The organism is Allobosea sp. 05L423, from assembly GCF_056397745.1.
Window position 1 is genome coordinate 297,894 of record NZ_JBFTOA010000003.1, and the last position, 14,822, is coordinate 312,715.

Sequence of the window (14,822 nt, forward strand, 5' to 3'; positions counted from 1 at the left end):
CCGGCGCTTGACGCGCCGGCTCGGTGCTTTGAAGCCTTAGCCGCAGGGTGATCTTCATCCGGAGCCTATGACGTGACCCGAATCCTGACTGTCGCCGCCGCCCAGCTCGGCCCCATCCAGCGCGATGAAAGCCGGGCCTCGGCCGTTGCCCGCATGGTGGAGCTGATGCGGCAGGCCAAGGGGCACGGTGCCGATCTGGTCGTGTATCCCGAAGCAGCGCTCACTGCCTTCTTCCCGCATTGGTGGATCGACGACGAAGCCGAGATCGACAGCTGGTTCGAAAGCGCGATGCCCTCGAACGAGACCGCGCCGCTGTTCGAGGAAAGCAAGCGGCTCGGCATCGGCTTCCACCTCGGCTATTGCGAGCTTGCCTTCGAGGAAGGCCGCAAGCGCCGGTTCAACACCGCCATTCTGGTCGATAAGTCCGGCACGATCGTCGGGAAGTACCGCAAGATCCATCTGCCGGGCCATCCCGAGCACCGCCCGGCAGCGCCGTTCCAGAACCTCGAGAAGCGCTATTTCGAGACCGGAAATCTCGGCTGGCCGGTCTGGCGGGCGATGGACGCGAATATCGGCATGATGATCTGCAACGACAGGCGCTGGCCCGAGAGCTACCGCTCCATGGGCCTGCAGGACGTCGAGTTGATCGTGCTCGGCTACAATACGCCCAAGCACAACCCGCCAGCGCCGGACCATGACCGGCTCGGCAATTTCCACAATCAGCTCGTGATGCAGGCCGGCGCCTACCAGAACGCCAGCTGGGTCGTCGGCGTCGCCAAGGCGGGGCTGGAGGCCGGCGTCGACCAGATCGGCGGTTCCTGCATCATCGCTCCGACCGGCGAGGTCGTCGCGCAGGCCGTGACCGAGGGCGACGAACTGGTCGTCGCCCGTTGCGACATGGACCTCGGAAAGAGCTATAAGGCCTCGACCTTCAACTTCGCCAGGCATCGCGAGCCCCAGGCCTATGGCCTGATCGTCGAGCGCAAGGGCGCCGTCTCCCCGGTTTGATCACCTCAGAGGACTAAAATGACTCACGATCTCATCCTGAAGGGCGGCCGCGTCATCGACCCGTCGCAGAAGCACGACGGCGTGCTCGACGTGGCCTTCACGGACGGAAAGGTGTCCGGCTTCGGCAAGGACCTGAAGGGCGCCAAGGAGATCCGCGACGTCTCCGGCTACATCGTCTCCCCCGGCCTGATCGACCTGCACACCCATGTCTACTGGGGCGGCACCTCGCTCGGCATCGACGCCGACGAGTTCTGCCGCGTATCCGGCGTCACCACCTCGGTCGACACCGGCTCGGCCGGCCCCGGCAACTGGGCGGGCTTCCGCAAGCACGTCATCGAGCCGAGCCAGGCGCGCATCCTCGCCTATCTCCACGTCTCGCACGCCGGCATCTACGGCTTCGACCACCGCGTCATGGTCGGCGAAAGCGGCGATCTGCGTCTGATGAATCCGATCGACTGCGCCGAGGTCGCCGACAAGAACCGTGATTACATCGTCGGCATCAAGGTCCGCGTCGGTCTGCATGCTTCGGGCGACCAGGGCACCGTGCCCCTCAACATCGCGCTGCAGGTCGCCAACGAGGTCGGCATGCCGCTGATGTGCCATATCGACCATCCGCCGCCGTCCTATGAGGAAGTCATCGGCATGCTCCGGCCGGGCGACGTGCTGACCCACGCTTTCCGTCCGTTCCCGAACGCTCCCTCGACCGCGCAGGGCACGGTGAAGCCCGAGGTGCTCGCCGCACGCAAGCGCGGCGTCATCTTCGACATCGGCCACGGCAAGGGCTCTTTCTCCTTCAAGACCACGCGCGCCATGCTGGCCAACGGCTTCGAGCCGGATGTGATCTCGTCGGACGTGCACAAGCTCTGCATCGACGGCCCGGCCTATGACCAGGTCACCACCATGTCGAAGTTCCTCTGCATGGGCATGAGCCTGAACAACGTCATCGCCGCCTCGACTGTGAACGCCGCCATGGCGCTGAAGCGGACCGAGTACGGCTCGCTCAAGGTCGGTTCGCTCGGCGACGCGACGATCCTGACCGTCAAGGAAGGCAAGTTCGACTATGAGGACGTGGTCGGCGAGCACCTGACCGGCGACCGCAAGATCGTTTCCGAGGGTGTCGTCCTCAAGGGCAAGTGGTGGCATCCGAAGCGGACGAGCAAGTTCCCGAAGGTCGCGGCTTAATTGCCACGCGGGACACGCGGCGTCATTCTCGGGCGAAGCGAAGCGCAGACCCGAGAATCTCGGGACGTCGACGCGCAGGAGCCTCCCTCGGCAGGAGATGCTCGGGTCAAGCCCGAGCATGACGTGCGAGAAGGGGGCTGGCGCCGAATGGCGCCGGTCGATCTTCCGGCCGTGATGGCGATCGCGGCCGTGGTGCATCCGAGCTATCCCGAGGACGAGGCGGTCTTTGCGGAACGGCTGCGCCTCGCTTCCGAGGGCTGCCATGTGCTGGCCAGCGAAGACGGCGCCCTGCTCGGTTACCTCGTCAGCCATCCCTGGCCGGTCGGCACCGTGCCGGCGCTGAATTCATTGCTCGGCGCCATCCCGCCCGGCACACGGAACTGGTATATCCACGACCTCGCGCTTCTGCCGGCCGGCAGGGGCGGCGGCGCTGCGGGGCGGATCGTCGCCGCGATCGCGGAGCGGGCGATGCGAGCCGGCTTCGCCAGCCTCGCTTTGGTCGCCGTGAACGACTCGACCGGCTTCTGGCGGCGCCAGGGCTTTCGCGAGATGCATGACCCCGCCCTTGCCCGCAAGCTCGCGAGCTATGACGATGCGGCCCGCTACATGCGCCGCGATTTGCAGAATTGACAGGAGACGCCGGCGCGACAGACACCGGCGACAATTGAAGAGAGGAATGCCCATGAGCGCCGAGGACAGGCTGAAGGAACTGGGGCTGACGCTGCCGGAGGTGCCGACGCCGGTCGCCACCTATGTCAGCTTCAAGCAGGTCGGCGACATCGTCTATCTCTCCGGCCAGGGACCGAAGCGGGCAGACGGCACCTATCCGACTGGCAAGGTCGGCGCTGATGTCACGATCGAGCAGGCCTATGAGCACGCCAAGCAGACAGGTCTCGGCCTGCTCGCCGCCATGAAGAAGGCGACCGGCTCGCTGGACAAGGTCGAGGTGGTGAAGCTGCTCGGCATGGTCAACGCGGCACCCGAGTTCTCCGATCATCCCAAGGTCATCAATGGCTGCTCGGACCTGTTCGTGGCGGTGCTCGGCGATCGCGGCCGCCACGCCCGTTCCGCCGTCGGCATGGGCTCTCTGCCGAACCGCATGACCGTCGAGATCGAAGTCATCATCAAGGTGCATCCATGAGCGTGACCGCCACCACCTCGTCGGCTGTCGACCAGCCGGCCGCCACGCCGCTCGCGGCCGAGATTGCGCGCGTCTACGGCACCCCCGCCGTGGTGATCGATCTCGACAAGGTCGATGCCAACATCGCCAGGCTCCAGGCCGCCTGCGATGCAGCCGGCGTCGCCAACCGACCGCATATCAAGACGCATAAATCGCCCGAGCTGGCGCGGCTCCAGGTCGAGGCCGGCGCGCGCGGCATCACCTGCCAGAAGCTCGGCGAGGCCGAGATCATGGCCGATGGCGGGCTCGACGACATCATGATCAGCTACAACATCCTCGGCGAGGAGAAGCTGGGGCGCCTGGGTGCCTTGCAAAGGCGCGTCCGGATGATCGTCGCGGCCGACAATCCGGTCACGATTTCCGGCCTGCCGCGCGCTGCCGAGATCGCCGGGCGCGACCTCGAAGTCGTCGTGGAATGCGATACAGGCCGCAAGCGCGCCGGCGTCGAGACACCCGCAGAGGCGGTCGAGCTCGCGAAGATGATCGAAGCATCGCCCGGCCTGCGCTTCGCAGGTTTTCTGATGTATCCGCCGGAGGATGGCTGGGAGCGGACGCAGGTCTTCCTCGACACCGCCAATGCCGGGCTGCGCGATGCCGGCCTCAAGGCCGACATCATCTCGACCGGCGGCTCGCCCAACATCCCCAACATGGGCAAGCTCAAGGGCGCGACCGAGCACCGCTCCGGCACCTCGATCTTCAACGATCGCATGCAGATCGCGGCCGGGGTCGCGACGCTCGAAGACTGCGCGCTCACGGTCTATGCCTCGGTGGTGAGCCGGGCAGCACCGGAGCGCGGCATCCTCGATTCCGGCTCGAAGACGCTGACCAGCGACAAGGGCAATCTCGACGGCCACGGCTACATCCTCGAATATCCGAGGGCGCGGATCGCGCGGTTCGCCGAGGAACACGGCTTCCTCGATCTCTCGGGCTCGAACGAGCGGCCGGTGGTCGGCGAGGTCGTGCGCATCGTGCCGAACCATGTCTGTGTCGTGGTGAACATGGTCGACCGGCTGATCACCGTGCGCGGCAACAAGCTGATCGGCGAGCTGCCTGTCGCCGCCCGCGGCAAGCTGACGTAAGGTGGGCTGACGTCAGGCGGGCTGGTGTCAGGATTGTCAGTTCTGTAGAATTCGCGAGCCCTTCAGGGTCATGTCGGAGGACGCTTTCGCTGTGAAGCGTCCGCTGGCCTGCATCGTGATATCGCGGCCGTGCAGCTCGGCGGTCCCATCCCTCTTCAGGTTCAGCCGGGCATCGCCACTTCTCAGCAGCGTCGCATCCGCGCTCGTTGCCGTAAGGGTCTTGCCTGCGACGATGTTCATTTCGCGCTCGGCTTTGATCGCCAAGGTCTTGGCGCTGGCGAGCTCGAGATTCACCGTCGCATTCAAGGTGAAGTAGCGGGTATCGAGCGTGATTCCCTGCCCTCCGGCGATCTGAAGCCGCCCGGCGACGGCAAGGCTCATATTGCTACCGACGGAGAAGGCGAGCGTGCTGCCGGCCTGGATCGCGCAAGGGCCGCCGCTGAGGATCGTCAATCGGCTCGGCGCGCTGATGGTCATGTTGCCGCCTCTGTCAACCGAGATCGCCTGCGTCAGGAGCGCGATCTGGGCTTCGAGCGCCGCGATGCGCCGCTGAAGGCTATCGACATCCGCATCGGCCATCGTAGCCTCCGGTCAATCGGCAACGACAAGGTGACGAAGCGTCAATCTAGCATGCCGAACTCGCGTCGAGGAAGGACTGCAACGGCTATCCCTTGTCCGGATGCCGGGCGTTCCAGTTGGCGGCGTAGTCGTCGCAGAGCTTGTCGAGCTCGGCCCGGTCGGTGACACCCGCCGGGCGGCTGCGCGAGGGCGCGACCTGCTGGAACGGCACATAGCGCTGATGCGCCACGCGCCAGAGCCGGCGCAGCTCCTTCAGCGGATCGGCATGGTCGTCGACACGGATGTCGAAGCTCGGGACCGGCTCGCCATTCCAGATGCGGATGGCGGCGGACTGCTTGCCGCGCTTGTCGCCGCCGGCCTTCTCGCCGGCTTCGAGCGCCACCAGCAGGCGCTCGTCGAAATCGAGCGCGGAAGCGGCGATATAAGTCTTCAGCGTCTCCTGCACGACCTCCGGCCCGGCGAGCATGTTGCCGGCGACAGAGACCTGCGGCCCGTCCACCGCTCCGCACCAGTCGATGCAGGCCGCGCCCGTATGGGCGGCGATCCTGCCGTCGCGGTCGATGACGTGGAGCTGGCGATGGGCACGGCCTTCGTCTGCCGCCGTCAGCGTCGCGACGATCTCGAGCGCCGAGCGCCCCTCCTGCAGCAGCCTCAGGCCATCGACGCCGTAGAGCGGATTGACGAAGGCCTGCGTCGCAATGGCGCCGATCCGGCCGCCGCCATACGGCACGCGCGAGCCGACGGCGAAGGCGCAGGTCGAGACGGCGACGCCATATGCGCCGGTGGCAGCGTCGCGCGCGACGATGGACCAGGTCATGCAGGCTATCCCTCAGCGGCCGGCGGCATAGGCCTGCATCAGACGCGGCGTCGCGGCCGCGCGCAAGAGCCCGTCGGCGCTGCGTTCCGCCGCGGTGAGCCGCCCGACCGTCCAGGCCGGGGCCTTCTCCAGCATATGGCCGCGGCGCTCCAGCTCGGCGAACGCGGCCGTGCCGATGCTCTCCTCGATCATCATATGGCCCGGCCGCGAGGAGCGCGGATAGAAGGAGGAAGGGAAGTGCTGCGTATGGAACAGCGGCAGGTCGATAGCCTCCTGCAGGTTGAGGCCGTGATGGACGCGGCGCAGGAAGAGGCCGAGCTGCCACTGCTCCTGCTGGTCGCCGCCGGGCGTGCCGAAGGCGAGCCGGGGCTCGCCCTTCTCGAAGGCGATCGACGGCGTCAGCGTCGTGCGCGGGCGTTTTCCGGGCGCGAGCGAGGAGGGCAGGCCCTCTTCCAGCCAGAACATCTGCGCGCGCGAGTTGAGCGGGAAGCCGAGTTCCGGGATAACCGGCGAAGATTGCAGCCAGCCACCGGAGGGCGTGGCCGCGATCATGTTGCCCCATTTGTCGATGACGTCGATATGGACGGTGTCGCCCTTGCGCCCGGCCGCGACCATCGAGGCCATGGTCGGCTCGCCCACGCTGGCGCCCCCCTGGCCCGGCTGGGCGATGGCGCCGAGCGCCTTCAGCGCATGCGCGACCTGGTCCTCGTATCCGGAGACGATGCCGGGCCGCAGCTCCAGCGAGGCGCGCTCGCCGATCAGGCTTCGCCGTGCGGCGGCATAGTCGGCCGAGAGCAGGGTCTCGAGCGGGACCTTCACGAAATCCGGGTCGCCGTAATACGCCTCGCGGTCGGCGAAGGCGAGCTTCATCGCTTCCACGACATGGTGGACAAATTCCGGGCTCGCCGGCCCCATCCCGGCGAGGTCGATGCCCTCAAGGATCTTCAGCGTCTGGAGGAAGGCCGGGCCCTGACCCCAGGGGCCGATCTTGAAGACCTCCCAGTCGTGATAGGTCACCGAAGTCGGCGTCTCGTAGGTCGGCTTGTAATTCGCCATGTCCTGCGCGGTCAGCAGGCCCTTGTTGCGCCGGCCGGAGGAATCCATCACTTCCTGCGTGCGGCAGAAGCGATCCATCGCCTCGGCGACGAAGCCCTTGTACCAGGCGTCATAGGCGCCCTGGATCTGCTCCTGGCGGTCGCTGCCCTTGGCTTCCGCCTCGGCGAGGATGCGCTTGTAGGTCTCGGCCGCGGCTTTGTTCGCGAAGAGCTTGCGCGCCTCCGGCACGTTGCCGCCGGGCAGGTAGACCGCGCCCGATGTGGACCATTCGTTGGTGAAGAGGTCGGTCAGCTCCCGGATCGAATCCGAGACGCGCGGCAGCATCGGGTGCCCGTTCTCGAAATAGCCGATCGCCGGCTCGAGAACCTCGCGCAGCTTCAGCCGGCCATGGTCGCGCAGCAGCGTCATCCAGCCGCCGAAGGCGCCGGGAATCACGGTGGCGAGCAGGCCGGAGCCGGGGATCAGGTCGAGGCCGAGCGCCTTGTAGGCGGCGATGGTCGCCGCCTGCGGGGCCGGTCCCTGTGCGCAGAGCGTCTCGACCTTCTTGGTTTCAGCCGAATAGAACACGGCCGGCATATCGCCGGCGGGGCCGACGAGATGGGGCTCGACGACCTGCAGCACGAAGGCGGCTGCCGCGCAGGCATCGAAGGCGTTGCCGCCCTTCTCCAGCATCGCCATGCCCGAGGCGGTGGCGAGCCAATGCGTCGAGGTGACGACGCCGAAGGTGCCGAGGATTTCGGGGCGGGTCGTAAACATGGGCGTGTCCAGTGCGTCAGAAAAAGAAGTGTTATCAGGGCGAAACAGCCGAACTCAGGCTTTACTCCCAAGCCTCATCCTGAGGAGCCGCGAAGCGGCGTCTCGAAGGATGTTCCAGAAGGCTCGGAGACGCATCGCAAAGCGATATTGAAATGGTGGATCATGTTCGGCGTCTTGCGAGTTCGGGAAGCCGCTCCCAGTGGCCGTCGATCATGGCTTGCTTCTTCCTGCGTGACCAACCCTTGACGCGCCGTTCCATAGCGATCGCATCGAGAATGCTTGGAAAGTGTTCCGCGAAGACCAAGCTGACCGGTCGCCGAACAAAGGTATAGCTATCGGGGTATACTCCGGCATTGTGCTGATCGATCCTGGTTTCGACCTCTCCACGAGTCGTGCCGGTGTAGCGGCTGCCATCGCTGCATTCCACGATGTATAGCCAGCATCCATCTTGCTTCTGCATGGCACTCGGAAATCCGGCAAAACCGTAGCGCGTTCCGTTCGGTATATGGTAGCAAGACTGCGCAGTCTCCTGGAGCATCCTTCGAGACGCCGCTTCGCGGCTCCTCAGGATGAGGGCTGAGGGAAGCGAAATCACTCAGCCCTCTTTTGGATCGAGCGCGTCGCGCAGGCCGTCGCCGAGCAGGTTGAAGCCGAGCACGGCGAGGAAGATGCAGACGCCCGGCGCCACCGACATCCACGGCGCCTGCTCCATGAAGTTCTTGGCGACGTTGAGCATCTGTCCCCAGGACGGCGCCGGCGGCTGCTGGCCGAGGCCGAGGAAGGAAAGGGCGGCTTCCAGGATGATCGCCTGCGCCATGAACAATGTCGACTGCACCACGATGGGGGACAGGGTGTTGGGCAGCACATGGCGGAACATCAGCCTCGCGTCCCGCGCGCCGACCGCGCGTGCTCCCTCGACGAAATCCTCCATCTTCACGCTCATCACCTGGCCGCGCATCAGCCGAATGAAGATCGGCACCGCCGCAAGCCCGATTGCGATCATCGCATTGGTCAGCGACGGACCGAGCACGGCGGCGAAGGCGATGGCGAGGATCAGGAACGGGCAGGCGAGCAGCGCCTCGGTGACGCGCGAGATCACGATGTCGGTCCAGCCGCCATACCAGCCGGCCAGGAGCCCGAAGGGCAGGCCGATCGCCACCGCGATCAGCACCGAGACGATCCCGGCGAGCAGCGAGGCCCGCGCGCCGAAGAACAGCCGCGAGACCTGATCGCGCCCCAGCTCGTCCGTGCCGAACCAGTAGAGCTCCGAGGGCGGTTTGCGGATGGCGAGAAAATTCGACTTGAACGGGTCGGCCAGCGGCAGGATCGGCGCGAGCACCGCCATCAGCACGAAGATCAGCACGAGCCCGCCGCCGATCAGTGCGGACTTGTTGCGGACCAGCCGGGCGAGAACGCCGGGGCGCGCCGTTACGCCGCTCGCGGCGCCCGCGGAAGAAATGGAATCGAGCGATGCCATTAGCCGGTCCTCAGGCGCGGATTGACGAGGATGTAGAGGATGTCGGCGAGCAGGTTCATCAGGATGAAGCCGATGGCGGTGCACAGCACGACACCCTGAACCACGCCGTAGTCGCGATTGAACACGGCATCGACAATCAGCTTGCCGAAGCCGGGAATGGTGAAGACCTGCTCGGTCAGCACCGCACCCGCCAGCAGCTCGCCGAAGAGCAGGGTCGTCAGCGTGATGATCGGCACCAGCGCGTTGCGCAACGCGTGGCGGTGCACCACCGTATCCTCGTCGAGCCCCTTGGCGCGGGCGGTGCGGACATAGTCCGAGCGCAGCACTTCGAGCATGGCCGAGCGGGTATGGCGCATCAGGAAGGCGGCAAGCCCGTTGCCGAGCACGAAGGCCGGCATGATCAGCCGTTGGATCGCCTCCCAGGGGTGGACGAAGATCGATTCATAACCCGAGGCCGGCAGCCATTTCAGGTGCACGGAGACCAGCAGGATCAGCATGATCCCGAACCAGAAATTCGGGATCGACAGCCCCGACAGCGCGACTGCGCTGGCGGAGTAGTCGACGATGGTGCCCTTGCGCCGCGCCGCCAGGATCCCGATCGGGATGCCGATTGAGATCGCGACGAGGATCGAGGCAGTGGCGAGCTGGATCGTCACCGGCAGCTTCTGCAGGATGAGCCCGAGCACGGGCTCGCCCGTGCGCAGCGAGCGGCCGAAATCGCCTTGGACCACCTGTCCGAGCCAGGCGAAGAACTGGACGAAGATCGGATCGTCGAGCCGATAGATCTCGCGCAGCCGCGCGATCACCTCCGGATCGCGCTCCTCGCCGGCGATGACGAGGAAGGGGTCGCCCGGCAGCGCGCGCTGCAGGGCGAAGACGAAGAGCGATACCAGAAACAGCGTCGGTATCGCGATCAGGAAGCGGCGGATGATCAGGGTCGCCATTGGTCGCTCCAGCCGTCATTGCGAGCGAAGCGAAGCAATCCAGGAGGGCGTAGAGCACGGCCGCCGCTGGATTGCTTCGTCGCTACGCTCCTCGCAATGACGGCCATGGCAGCAGCCGCGCCATGGCCCACCAGTCCGCAGGCTCTCACGAGCGCTTCAGCCCCGCCAGCCGGATCATCCCGTCGGGGTTGATCACGAAGCCCTGCATGTTCGAGCGCATCGCAAAGAACACCGTCTGGTTATAGAGATAGATGATCGGCAGCTCGTCCTGCAGGATCTTCTGGGCCGCGTCGTAAAGCTTCTTGCGCTCGGCCGGCTCGTAGACCGTGCGCGCCTGGTTCAGCAGGCGGTCGACCTCCGGGTTGGAGTATTTGCCGTCGTTCTGTCCGCCGCCTGTGGTGACGAAGGGGTGGATGTTGCCGTCCGGATCGATGCGGCCGGACCAGCCGATCCGGCTCATCTGGAACTTGCCCTGCTGCTGGTCGCGCAATTGGCTGGCGAACTCGGTCGAGCGGATCTGGATGTCGATGCCGGCCTCCTGCGCCATCGCCTGGATCACCTGCCCGAGCTGGGCATCGACGGGGTTGTTGGTGACGAAGAGCTCGGCCGTGGCCTTGGGCTGCCCGGCTTCCTTGAGCAGAGCCTTGGCCTTGGCGAGGTCGCGGGCGGGAACCGGCAGATCGGCGCTGATGTAGAAATTGCCCGGGTTGAACGGCTGGTTCATCGGCTCGTAGAGGCCTTCGAACACGACCTGGCTCAGCACCTTGCGGTCGATGGCGAGCGAAAGCGCCTGGCGCACGCGCTTGTCCTGGCCCACCGGCTGTTTCGCGGCCTCGCCGTTGTTGGTGTTGATGGTGATGCCCTGGTAGCCGAGATTGGCCATGCTCATGACCTTGAGCGATTTGTCTGACTGAGCCGATTTCACGTCGGTCGGCGCCAGCCGCTCCAGCATGTCGAGCTCGCCCGAACGCAGGTTGGCGAGGCGGACGGTCGTGTCGGGGATCGAGCGATAGAGAATGCGGTCGAAATTGTACTTGTCCGCTTCCCAATGCTCCTTGAACTTTTCGAGCACGATGCGGTCGTTCTGGACGCGTTCGACGAACTTGTAGGGGCCGGAACAGACCGGCTTTGCCGTGACATCGCCGGAAAGGCTTTTGGGCGAGAGCATCATGCCAGCGCGGTCGGTAAGCTGCGAGAGCAGCGTGGCGTCGGGCCGCTTCAGCTTCAGCACCAGCGTCGTGGCGTCCGGCGCCTCGACCTTGTCGACCGAGGCCAGCTCCGATTTGCGCAGCGAGTCCGGCAAGGTCATCGCGCGTTCGAGGTTGGCCTTGGCGGCTTCGGCATTGAAGGCCTCGCCGTCATGGAACTTCGCATCGCTGCGCAGCTTCATCGTCAGCGTCAGGCCGTCGGCGGAGAAGTTCCATTCCGTCGCCAGCCGGGGGACCAGCTTCAGTTCGGGCGTGATGTCGACGAGCCTGTCGCACAGCCCCATGAAGACGATGCGGCCGACGAAGGTGCGTGCCTTGTGCGGGTCGAGCATGTCGGGGTCTTCCTGCAGCCCGATGCGCAGGGTCGAGGGCGCCTGCGCGAGTGCGGGGAGCGTCGCCAGCGCGAGCGCGGCGGCCGAGACTGCAACCTTCAACAGCTTCATGCTTCTCCCCCTTGTGCCGATTGTCAGAACCGCACCCGGCCGGCTCGCTTCGCACCGCCACGCCGAATTCGTTCCTCATGGCACCAACCTGACTCAGAATGGCGGGGCCGTCGATCATGCGCCGCATCAATTCGCAGGCAGCGCTGCCTGATCGAGAGGCAGAGCTGAACGTCGATCGAGCAAGGCCACGACGCATGCCTTCAGGAGGACCGGCGGATGCGGCGATGGCAGTCGCCTCGGCACTAATCGGCCGCTAAAACGGCAATCATAGAACCGAGCCGGATGGCCGAGGGAGAGGACCGCATGCTGCTGGGCGTGATTGCCGATGACATGACCGGCGCGACCGATGTCGCGCTGATGCTGAACCGCGCCGGCATGCGGACCGTCCAGGTCATCGGCGTGCCGCCGGCCGGCAGCACGCTGCCGGAGGCCGATGCGGTCGTCGTCGCGCTGAAGTCGCGGACGAATCCGGTGGCCGAGGCCGTCGCGGATTCGCTCGCCGCCTGCGAAGCGCTTTTGAAGGGCGGTGCGCGCCAGATCCTGTTCAAATACTGCTCGACCTTCGATTCCACGGCCGAGGGCAATATCGGCCCGGTGGCAAATGCGCTGGCGGAGCGTCTGGGCGCCGGGCTCGCCATTGTCTGCCCGGCTTTCCCGGCCAATGGCCGCTCGATCTATCAGGGCTATCTTTTCGTCGGCGCCGTGCCGCTGCACGAGAGCTCGATGAAGGACCATCCGCTGACGCCGATGCGCGATTCCAACCTGATGCGGCTGATGGCGGCGCAGGCAGGGTCGGAGGTCGGCCTCGTTGACTACGTCACTGTGCTGGCAGGCCCCGCGGCGGTGAAGGCGCGGCTCGCCAAGCTGCAGGCGGACGGCGTCCGCTATGCCGTCACGGACGCCCTGACCAATGAAGACCTGATGACGCTGGGCCACGCGGTGTCCGAGCACGTCCTGCTGACCGGCGGTTCGGGCATCGCCATGGGCCTGCCGCAGAATTTCCGTCGCGCAGGCCTCCTGCCGGAGCGTCCCGGACCGCAGGAGCTCAAGGCGCCCGCCGGGCGTGCCGGCATCATCTCCGGCAGCTGCTCGACCGCGACGCGGGGCCAGATCAAGGCGGCGCTTGAAGCGGGTTATCCGGCGCTCAAGGTCGATCCCTTCGCGCTGGTCGACGGCAGCCAGGATGCGGCCGGCCTTGCCGCCTGGGCGCTGTCACAGCCGGCCGCCAAGCCGTTCCTCATCTACTCCAGCGACGATCCCGCCGAAGTCGCGGCCGTGCAGGCCAAGCTTGGCCGCGAAAAGGCGGGCAGCATCGTCGAGCACGCCTTCGCGGAGGTCGCGCGGCGTCTATCGGAGGGCGGCGTGACGCGGCTTCTCGTCGCGGGCGGCGAGACCTCCGGCGCGACCGTGCTGGGTCTCGGCATCCGCACGCTGGAGATCGGCCCGGAAATCGATCCCGGTGTACCCTGGACGCGCGTCGTGGACGGCCCAGATATGGTCGTGGCGCTGAAATCGGGCAATTTCGGCACGCCGGATTTCTTCCTGAAAGCCTGGAGCCTGCTGCGCTGATGGGAGCAGGGCGACCCGAGAACGAGAGATCTCTGGCGTCCGAGATGCTCGGGTCAAGCCCGAGCATGACGTTGCGTCGCTATGCCGACCCGCTTCCGTCAGGGGGCAGCGCGCTCTAGGATCGCACGGCAACCAAGAGGCCCGCATGGATATGGCGTTTCTCGGCGAACTTCTGACGAGCGTGGCCGATCGCGGCCGAGCCCTGATCGGTTTCGAGCGCTTCCTCGGCAATCGCGCCCGTCCGATCGACCGGCTCTGCGAGGATCTGCTGTCCGGCCGGGGCGAGGCCTCCGGGATGGCGTTGGCGCAGGCGGTGCTCGAAGCCTGGCAGCGGCTCGACAAGCCCGGCCGGCTTGCCTTCTTCAACCTGCTGCAGGAGCGCTTCGGGCCGGATCACGACCGGCTCGACAGGGCGATCGAGGCCTATCGCACAAAGCCCGATGCTGCCGCGGTCGCGGCCCTGCATCTTGCTGCAGAGCCGCGCCGGCAGGAGCTGTTGCGCCGCTTGAACCTCGCGCCGGAAGGCACGCCGGTGCTGGTGCGGATGCGCGAGGCGCTGTTCGAGGCGATGGAGACTCAAGCCGACCTCAAGGCGATCGACGACGATTTCCGCCATCTCTTCGGTTCCTGGTTCAACCGCGGCTTCCTCGTCCTGCGCCGCATCGACTGGCGCACCCCGGCGAATGTGCTGGAGAAGATCATCCGCTACGAGGCGGTCCACGAGATCCAGGGTTGGGACGATCTCAGGCGCCGGCTCGAGCCGGCCGACCGGCGCTGCTTCGCCTTCTTCCATCCGCAACTCGTCGACGAGCCCCTGATCTTCGTCGAGGTCGCGCTGACCAGCGATATTCCGCGCAGTATCGGAGAGGTGCTCCAGCCCGAGCGCGAGGTCCTGCCCGCGCAGGCGGCGACGACGGCGGTTTTCTATTCGATCTCGAACTGCCAGGAAGGCCTGCGCGGCATCTCCTTCGGCAATTTCCTGATCAAGCAGGTCGCCGAGGACCTGAGGCGCGAGCTGCCCGGCCTCGACACCTTCGTCACCCTCTCGCCTGTGCCGGGCTTCGCCCGCTGGCTCGCCGGCGTCGCGGCCGAACCCGGCGATATTGCCCTCACCAACGAGGAGCGTTCCGAGCTTGCCCGGCCCGCCGGCGAGACCATCTCTCTCGACGATGCGACGAAGGCACGCCGCGACAAGCTGCTCGGCCAGATGACCGCGGAATACCTGCTGCGGGCACGCACGGCCTCGGGCCGGGTCATCGACCCCGTGGCGCGCTTCCATCTCGGCAACGGGGCGCGGCTGGAGCGCATCAATGTCAGCGGCAATCTCTCTGCGCGGGGCCTGCGCGAGTCGCATGGCGTGATGGTGAACTACCGCTACGACCTCGACGACATCGAGACCAATCACGAGGCCTTCGCCACCCGTAACACGGTCGTGGCCTCATCCAGTGTGCGCAAGCTCCTGCGCCCGGCGACGAGTTGAGCGTGATGCAGACCCCCGTCAGCCCTCATCCTGAGGAGCCGCGT

General features: G+C 66.3%; 14 protein-coding genes. 7 read left to right on the plus strand and 7 right to left on the minus strand.

Annotation, left to right across the window (positions count from 1 at the left end):
• The first annotated feature begins 72 nt into the window (after nucleotides 1-72).
• The 5 genes from AC1DNE_RS09520 (at nucleotide 73) to AC1DNE_RS09540 (ending at nucleotide 4,449) form a co-directional block, all read left to right on the plus strand.
• Nucleotides 73-1,008 (plus strand): N-carbamoyl-D-amino-acid hydrolase, encoded by a 936-nt coding sequence (locus tag AC1DNE_RS09520; protein WP_476764944.1) that lies wholly within the window; start codon nucleotides 73-75, stop codon nucleotides 1,006-1,008.
• 18 nt (nucleotides 1,009-1,026) lie between these two features.
• Nucleotides 1,027-2,190 (plus strand): amidohydrolase/deacetylase family metallohydrolase, encoded by a 1,164-nt coding sequence (locus AC1DNE_RS09525; RefSeq protein ID WP_441468689.1) that lies wholly within the window; start codon nucleotides 1,027-1,029, stop codon nucleotides 2,188-2,190.
• Nucleotides 2,191-2,337: 147 nt separating this feature from the next.
• Nucleotides 2,338-2,820 carry a GNAT family N-acetyltransferase gene (locus tag AC1DNE_RS09530; RefSeq protein WP_441468688.1) on the plus strand — a complete coding sequence of 161 codons (483 nt, stop codon included), beginning with the start codon at nucleotides 2,338-2,340 and terminating at the stop codon, nucleotides 2,818-2,820.
• A gap of 52 nt (nucleotides 2,821-2,872) precedes the next feature.
• On the plus strand, nucleotides 2,873-3,331 hold the full coding sequence (locus tag AC1DNE_RS09535) for a RidA family protein (RefSeq protein ID WP_441468687.1): 459 nt from the start codon (nucleotides 2,873-2,875) through the stop codon (nucleotides 3,329-3,331).
• Nucleotides 3,328-4,449, plus strand: coding sequence for a D-TA family PLP-dependent enzyme (locus tag AC1DNE_RS09540; RefSeq protein ID WP_476841018.1), 1,122 nt, complete (start codon nucleotides 3,328-3,330; stop codon nucleotides 4,447-4,449). Before AC1DNE_RS09535 ends, AC1DNE_RS09540 begins: the two co-directional genes overlap by 4 nt.
• Before the next feature lie 36 nt (nucleotides 4,450-4,485).
• Here AC1DNE_RS09540 and AC1DNE_RS09545 read toward each other — a convergent pair whose 3' ends face one another.
• The 7 genes from AC1DNE_RS09545 to AC1DNE_RS09575 all read right to left on the minus strand — a co-directional run bounded on the left by AC1DNE_RS09545 (nucleotide 4,486) and on the right by AC1DNE_RS09575 (nucleotide 11,729).
• Complete coding sequence (locus AC1DNE_RS09545; RefSeq protein WP_441468685.1) at nucleotides 4,486-5,028, minus strand: DUF2345 domain-containing protein; 543 nt, start codon at nucleotides 5,026-5,028, stop codon at nucleotides 4,486-4,488.
• Between the two features lie 85 nt (nucleotides 5,029-5,113).
• Entirely contained in the window at nucleotides 5,114-5,845 is a 732-nt protein-coding gene (locus tag AC1DNE_RS09550) for a DUF1028 domain-containing protein (RefSeq protein ID WP_441468684.1), read from the minus strand.
• 12 nt (nucleotides 5,846-5,857) lie between these two features.
• Nucleotides 5,858-7,657, minus strand: a complete 1,800-nt coding sequence (locus tag AC1DNE_RS09555) for a gamma-glutamyltransferase family protein (RefSeq protein ID WP_476764946.1) — start codon at nucleotides 7,655-7,657, stop codon at nucleotides 5,858-5,860.
• 160 nt (nucleotides 7,658-7,817) lie between these two features.
• A complete protein-coding gene (locus AC1DNE_RS09560) occupies nucleotides 7,818-8,117 on the minus strand; it encodes a GIY-YIG nuclease family protein (RefSeq protein ID WP_441468682.1) in 300 nt (99 codons plus the stop codon).
• A 135-nt stretch (nucleotides 8,118-8,252) separates the two neighbouring features.
• On the minus strand, nucleotides 8,253-9,134 hold the full coding sequence (locus AC1DNE_RS09565; RefSeq protein ID WP_441468681.1) for an ABC transporter permease: 882 nt from the start codon (nucleotides 9,132-9,134) through the stop codon (nucleotides 8,253-8,255).
• Entirely contained in the window at nucleotides 9,134-10,078 is a 945-nt protein-coding gene (locus tag AC1DNE_RS09570; protein WP_441468680.1) for an ABC transporter permease, read from the minus strand. The genes AC1DNE_RS09565 and AC1DNE_RS09570 overlap by 1 nt, the downstream gene beginning before the upstream one ends.
• Nucleotides 10,079-10,223: 145 nt before the next feature.
• Nucleotides 10,224-11,729 (minus strand): ABC transporter substrate-binding protein, encoded by a 1,506-nt coding sequence (locus AC1DNE_RS09575; RefSeq protein ID WP_441468679.1) that lies wholly within the window; start codon nucleotides 11,727-11,729, stop codon nucleotides 10,224-10,226.
• 303 nt (nucleotides 11,730-12,032) lie between these two features.
• Here AC1DNE_RS09575 and otnK point away from each other — a divergent pair, with 303 nt between their 5' ends.
• Together otnK and AC1DNE_RS09585 are read left to right on the plus strand one after the other, a co-directional pair.
• Nucleotides 12,033-13,298, plus strand: a complete 1,266-nt coding sequence (otnK, locus tag AC1DNE_RS09580; RefSeq protein WP_441468678.1) for a 3-oxo-tetronate kinase — start codon at nucleotides 12,033-12,035, stop codon at nucleotides 13,296-13,298.
• Nucleotides 13,299-13,443: 145 nt separating this feature from the next.
• Complete coding sequence (locus AC1DNE_RS09585) at nucleotides 13,444-14,778, plus strand: malonyl-CoA decarboxylase (RefSeq protein WP_476803800.1); 1,335 nt, start codon at nucleotides 13,444-13,446, stop codon at nucleotides 14,776-14,778.
• The last annotated feature ends 44 nt before the right edge of the window (nucleotides 14,779-14,822 follow it).

Coding starts and splice junctions, on each gene's coding strand:
- AC1DNE_RS09525 (WP_441468689.1), top strand. CDS start 1,027: ATGACTCACGATCTCATCCTGAAGGGCGGCCGCGTCATCGACCCGTCG.
- AC1DNE_RS09530 (WP_441468688.1), top strand. CDS start 2,338: ATGGCGCCGGTCGATCTTCCGGCCGTGATGGCGATCGCGGCCGTGGTG.
- AC1DNE_RS09535 (WP_441468687.1), top strand. CDS start 2,873: ATGAGCGCCGAGGACAGGCTGAAGGAACTGGGGCTGACGCTGCCGGAG.
- AC1DNE_RS09540 (WP_476841018.1), top strand. CDS start 3,328: ATGAGCGTGACCGCCACCACCTCGTCGGCTGTCGACCAGCCGGCCGCC.
- AC1DNE_RS09545 (WP_441468685.1), bottom strand. CDS start 5,028: ATGGCCGATGCGGATGTCGATAGCCTTCAGCGGCGCATCGCGGCGCTC.
- AC1DNE_RS09550 (WP_441468684.1), bottom strand. CDS start 5,845: ATGACCTGGTCCATCGTCGCGCGCGACGCTGCCACCGGCGCATATGGC.
- AC1DNE_RS09555 (WP_476764946.1), bottom strand. CDS start 7,657: ATGTTTACGACCCGCCCCGAAATCCTCGGCACCTTCGGCGTCGTCACC.
- AC1DNE_RS09560 (WP_441468682.1), bottom strand. CDS start 8,117: ATGCAGAAGCAAGATGGATGCTGGCTATACATCGTGGAATGCAGCGAT.
- AC1DNE_RS09565 (WP_441468681.1), bottom strand. CDS start 9,134: ATGGCATCGCTCGATTCCATTTCTTCCGCGGGCGCCGCGAGCGGCGTA.
- AC1DNE_RS09570 (WP_441468680.1), bottom strand. CDS start 10,078: ATGGCGACCCTGATCATCCGCCGCTTCCTGATCGCGATACCGACGCTG.
- AC1DNE_RS09575 (WP_441468679.1), bottom strand. CDS start 11,729: ATGAAGCTGTTGAAGGTTGCAGTCTCGGCCGCCGCGCTCGCGCTGGCG.
- otnK (WP_441468678.1), top strand. CDS start 12,033: ATGCTGCTGGGCGTGATTGCCGATGACATGACCGGCGCGACCGATGTC.
- AC1DNE_RS09585 (WP_476803800.1), top strand. CDS start 13,444: ATGGATATGGCGTTTCTCGGCGAACTTCTGACGAGCGTGGCCGATCGC.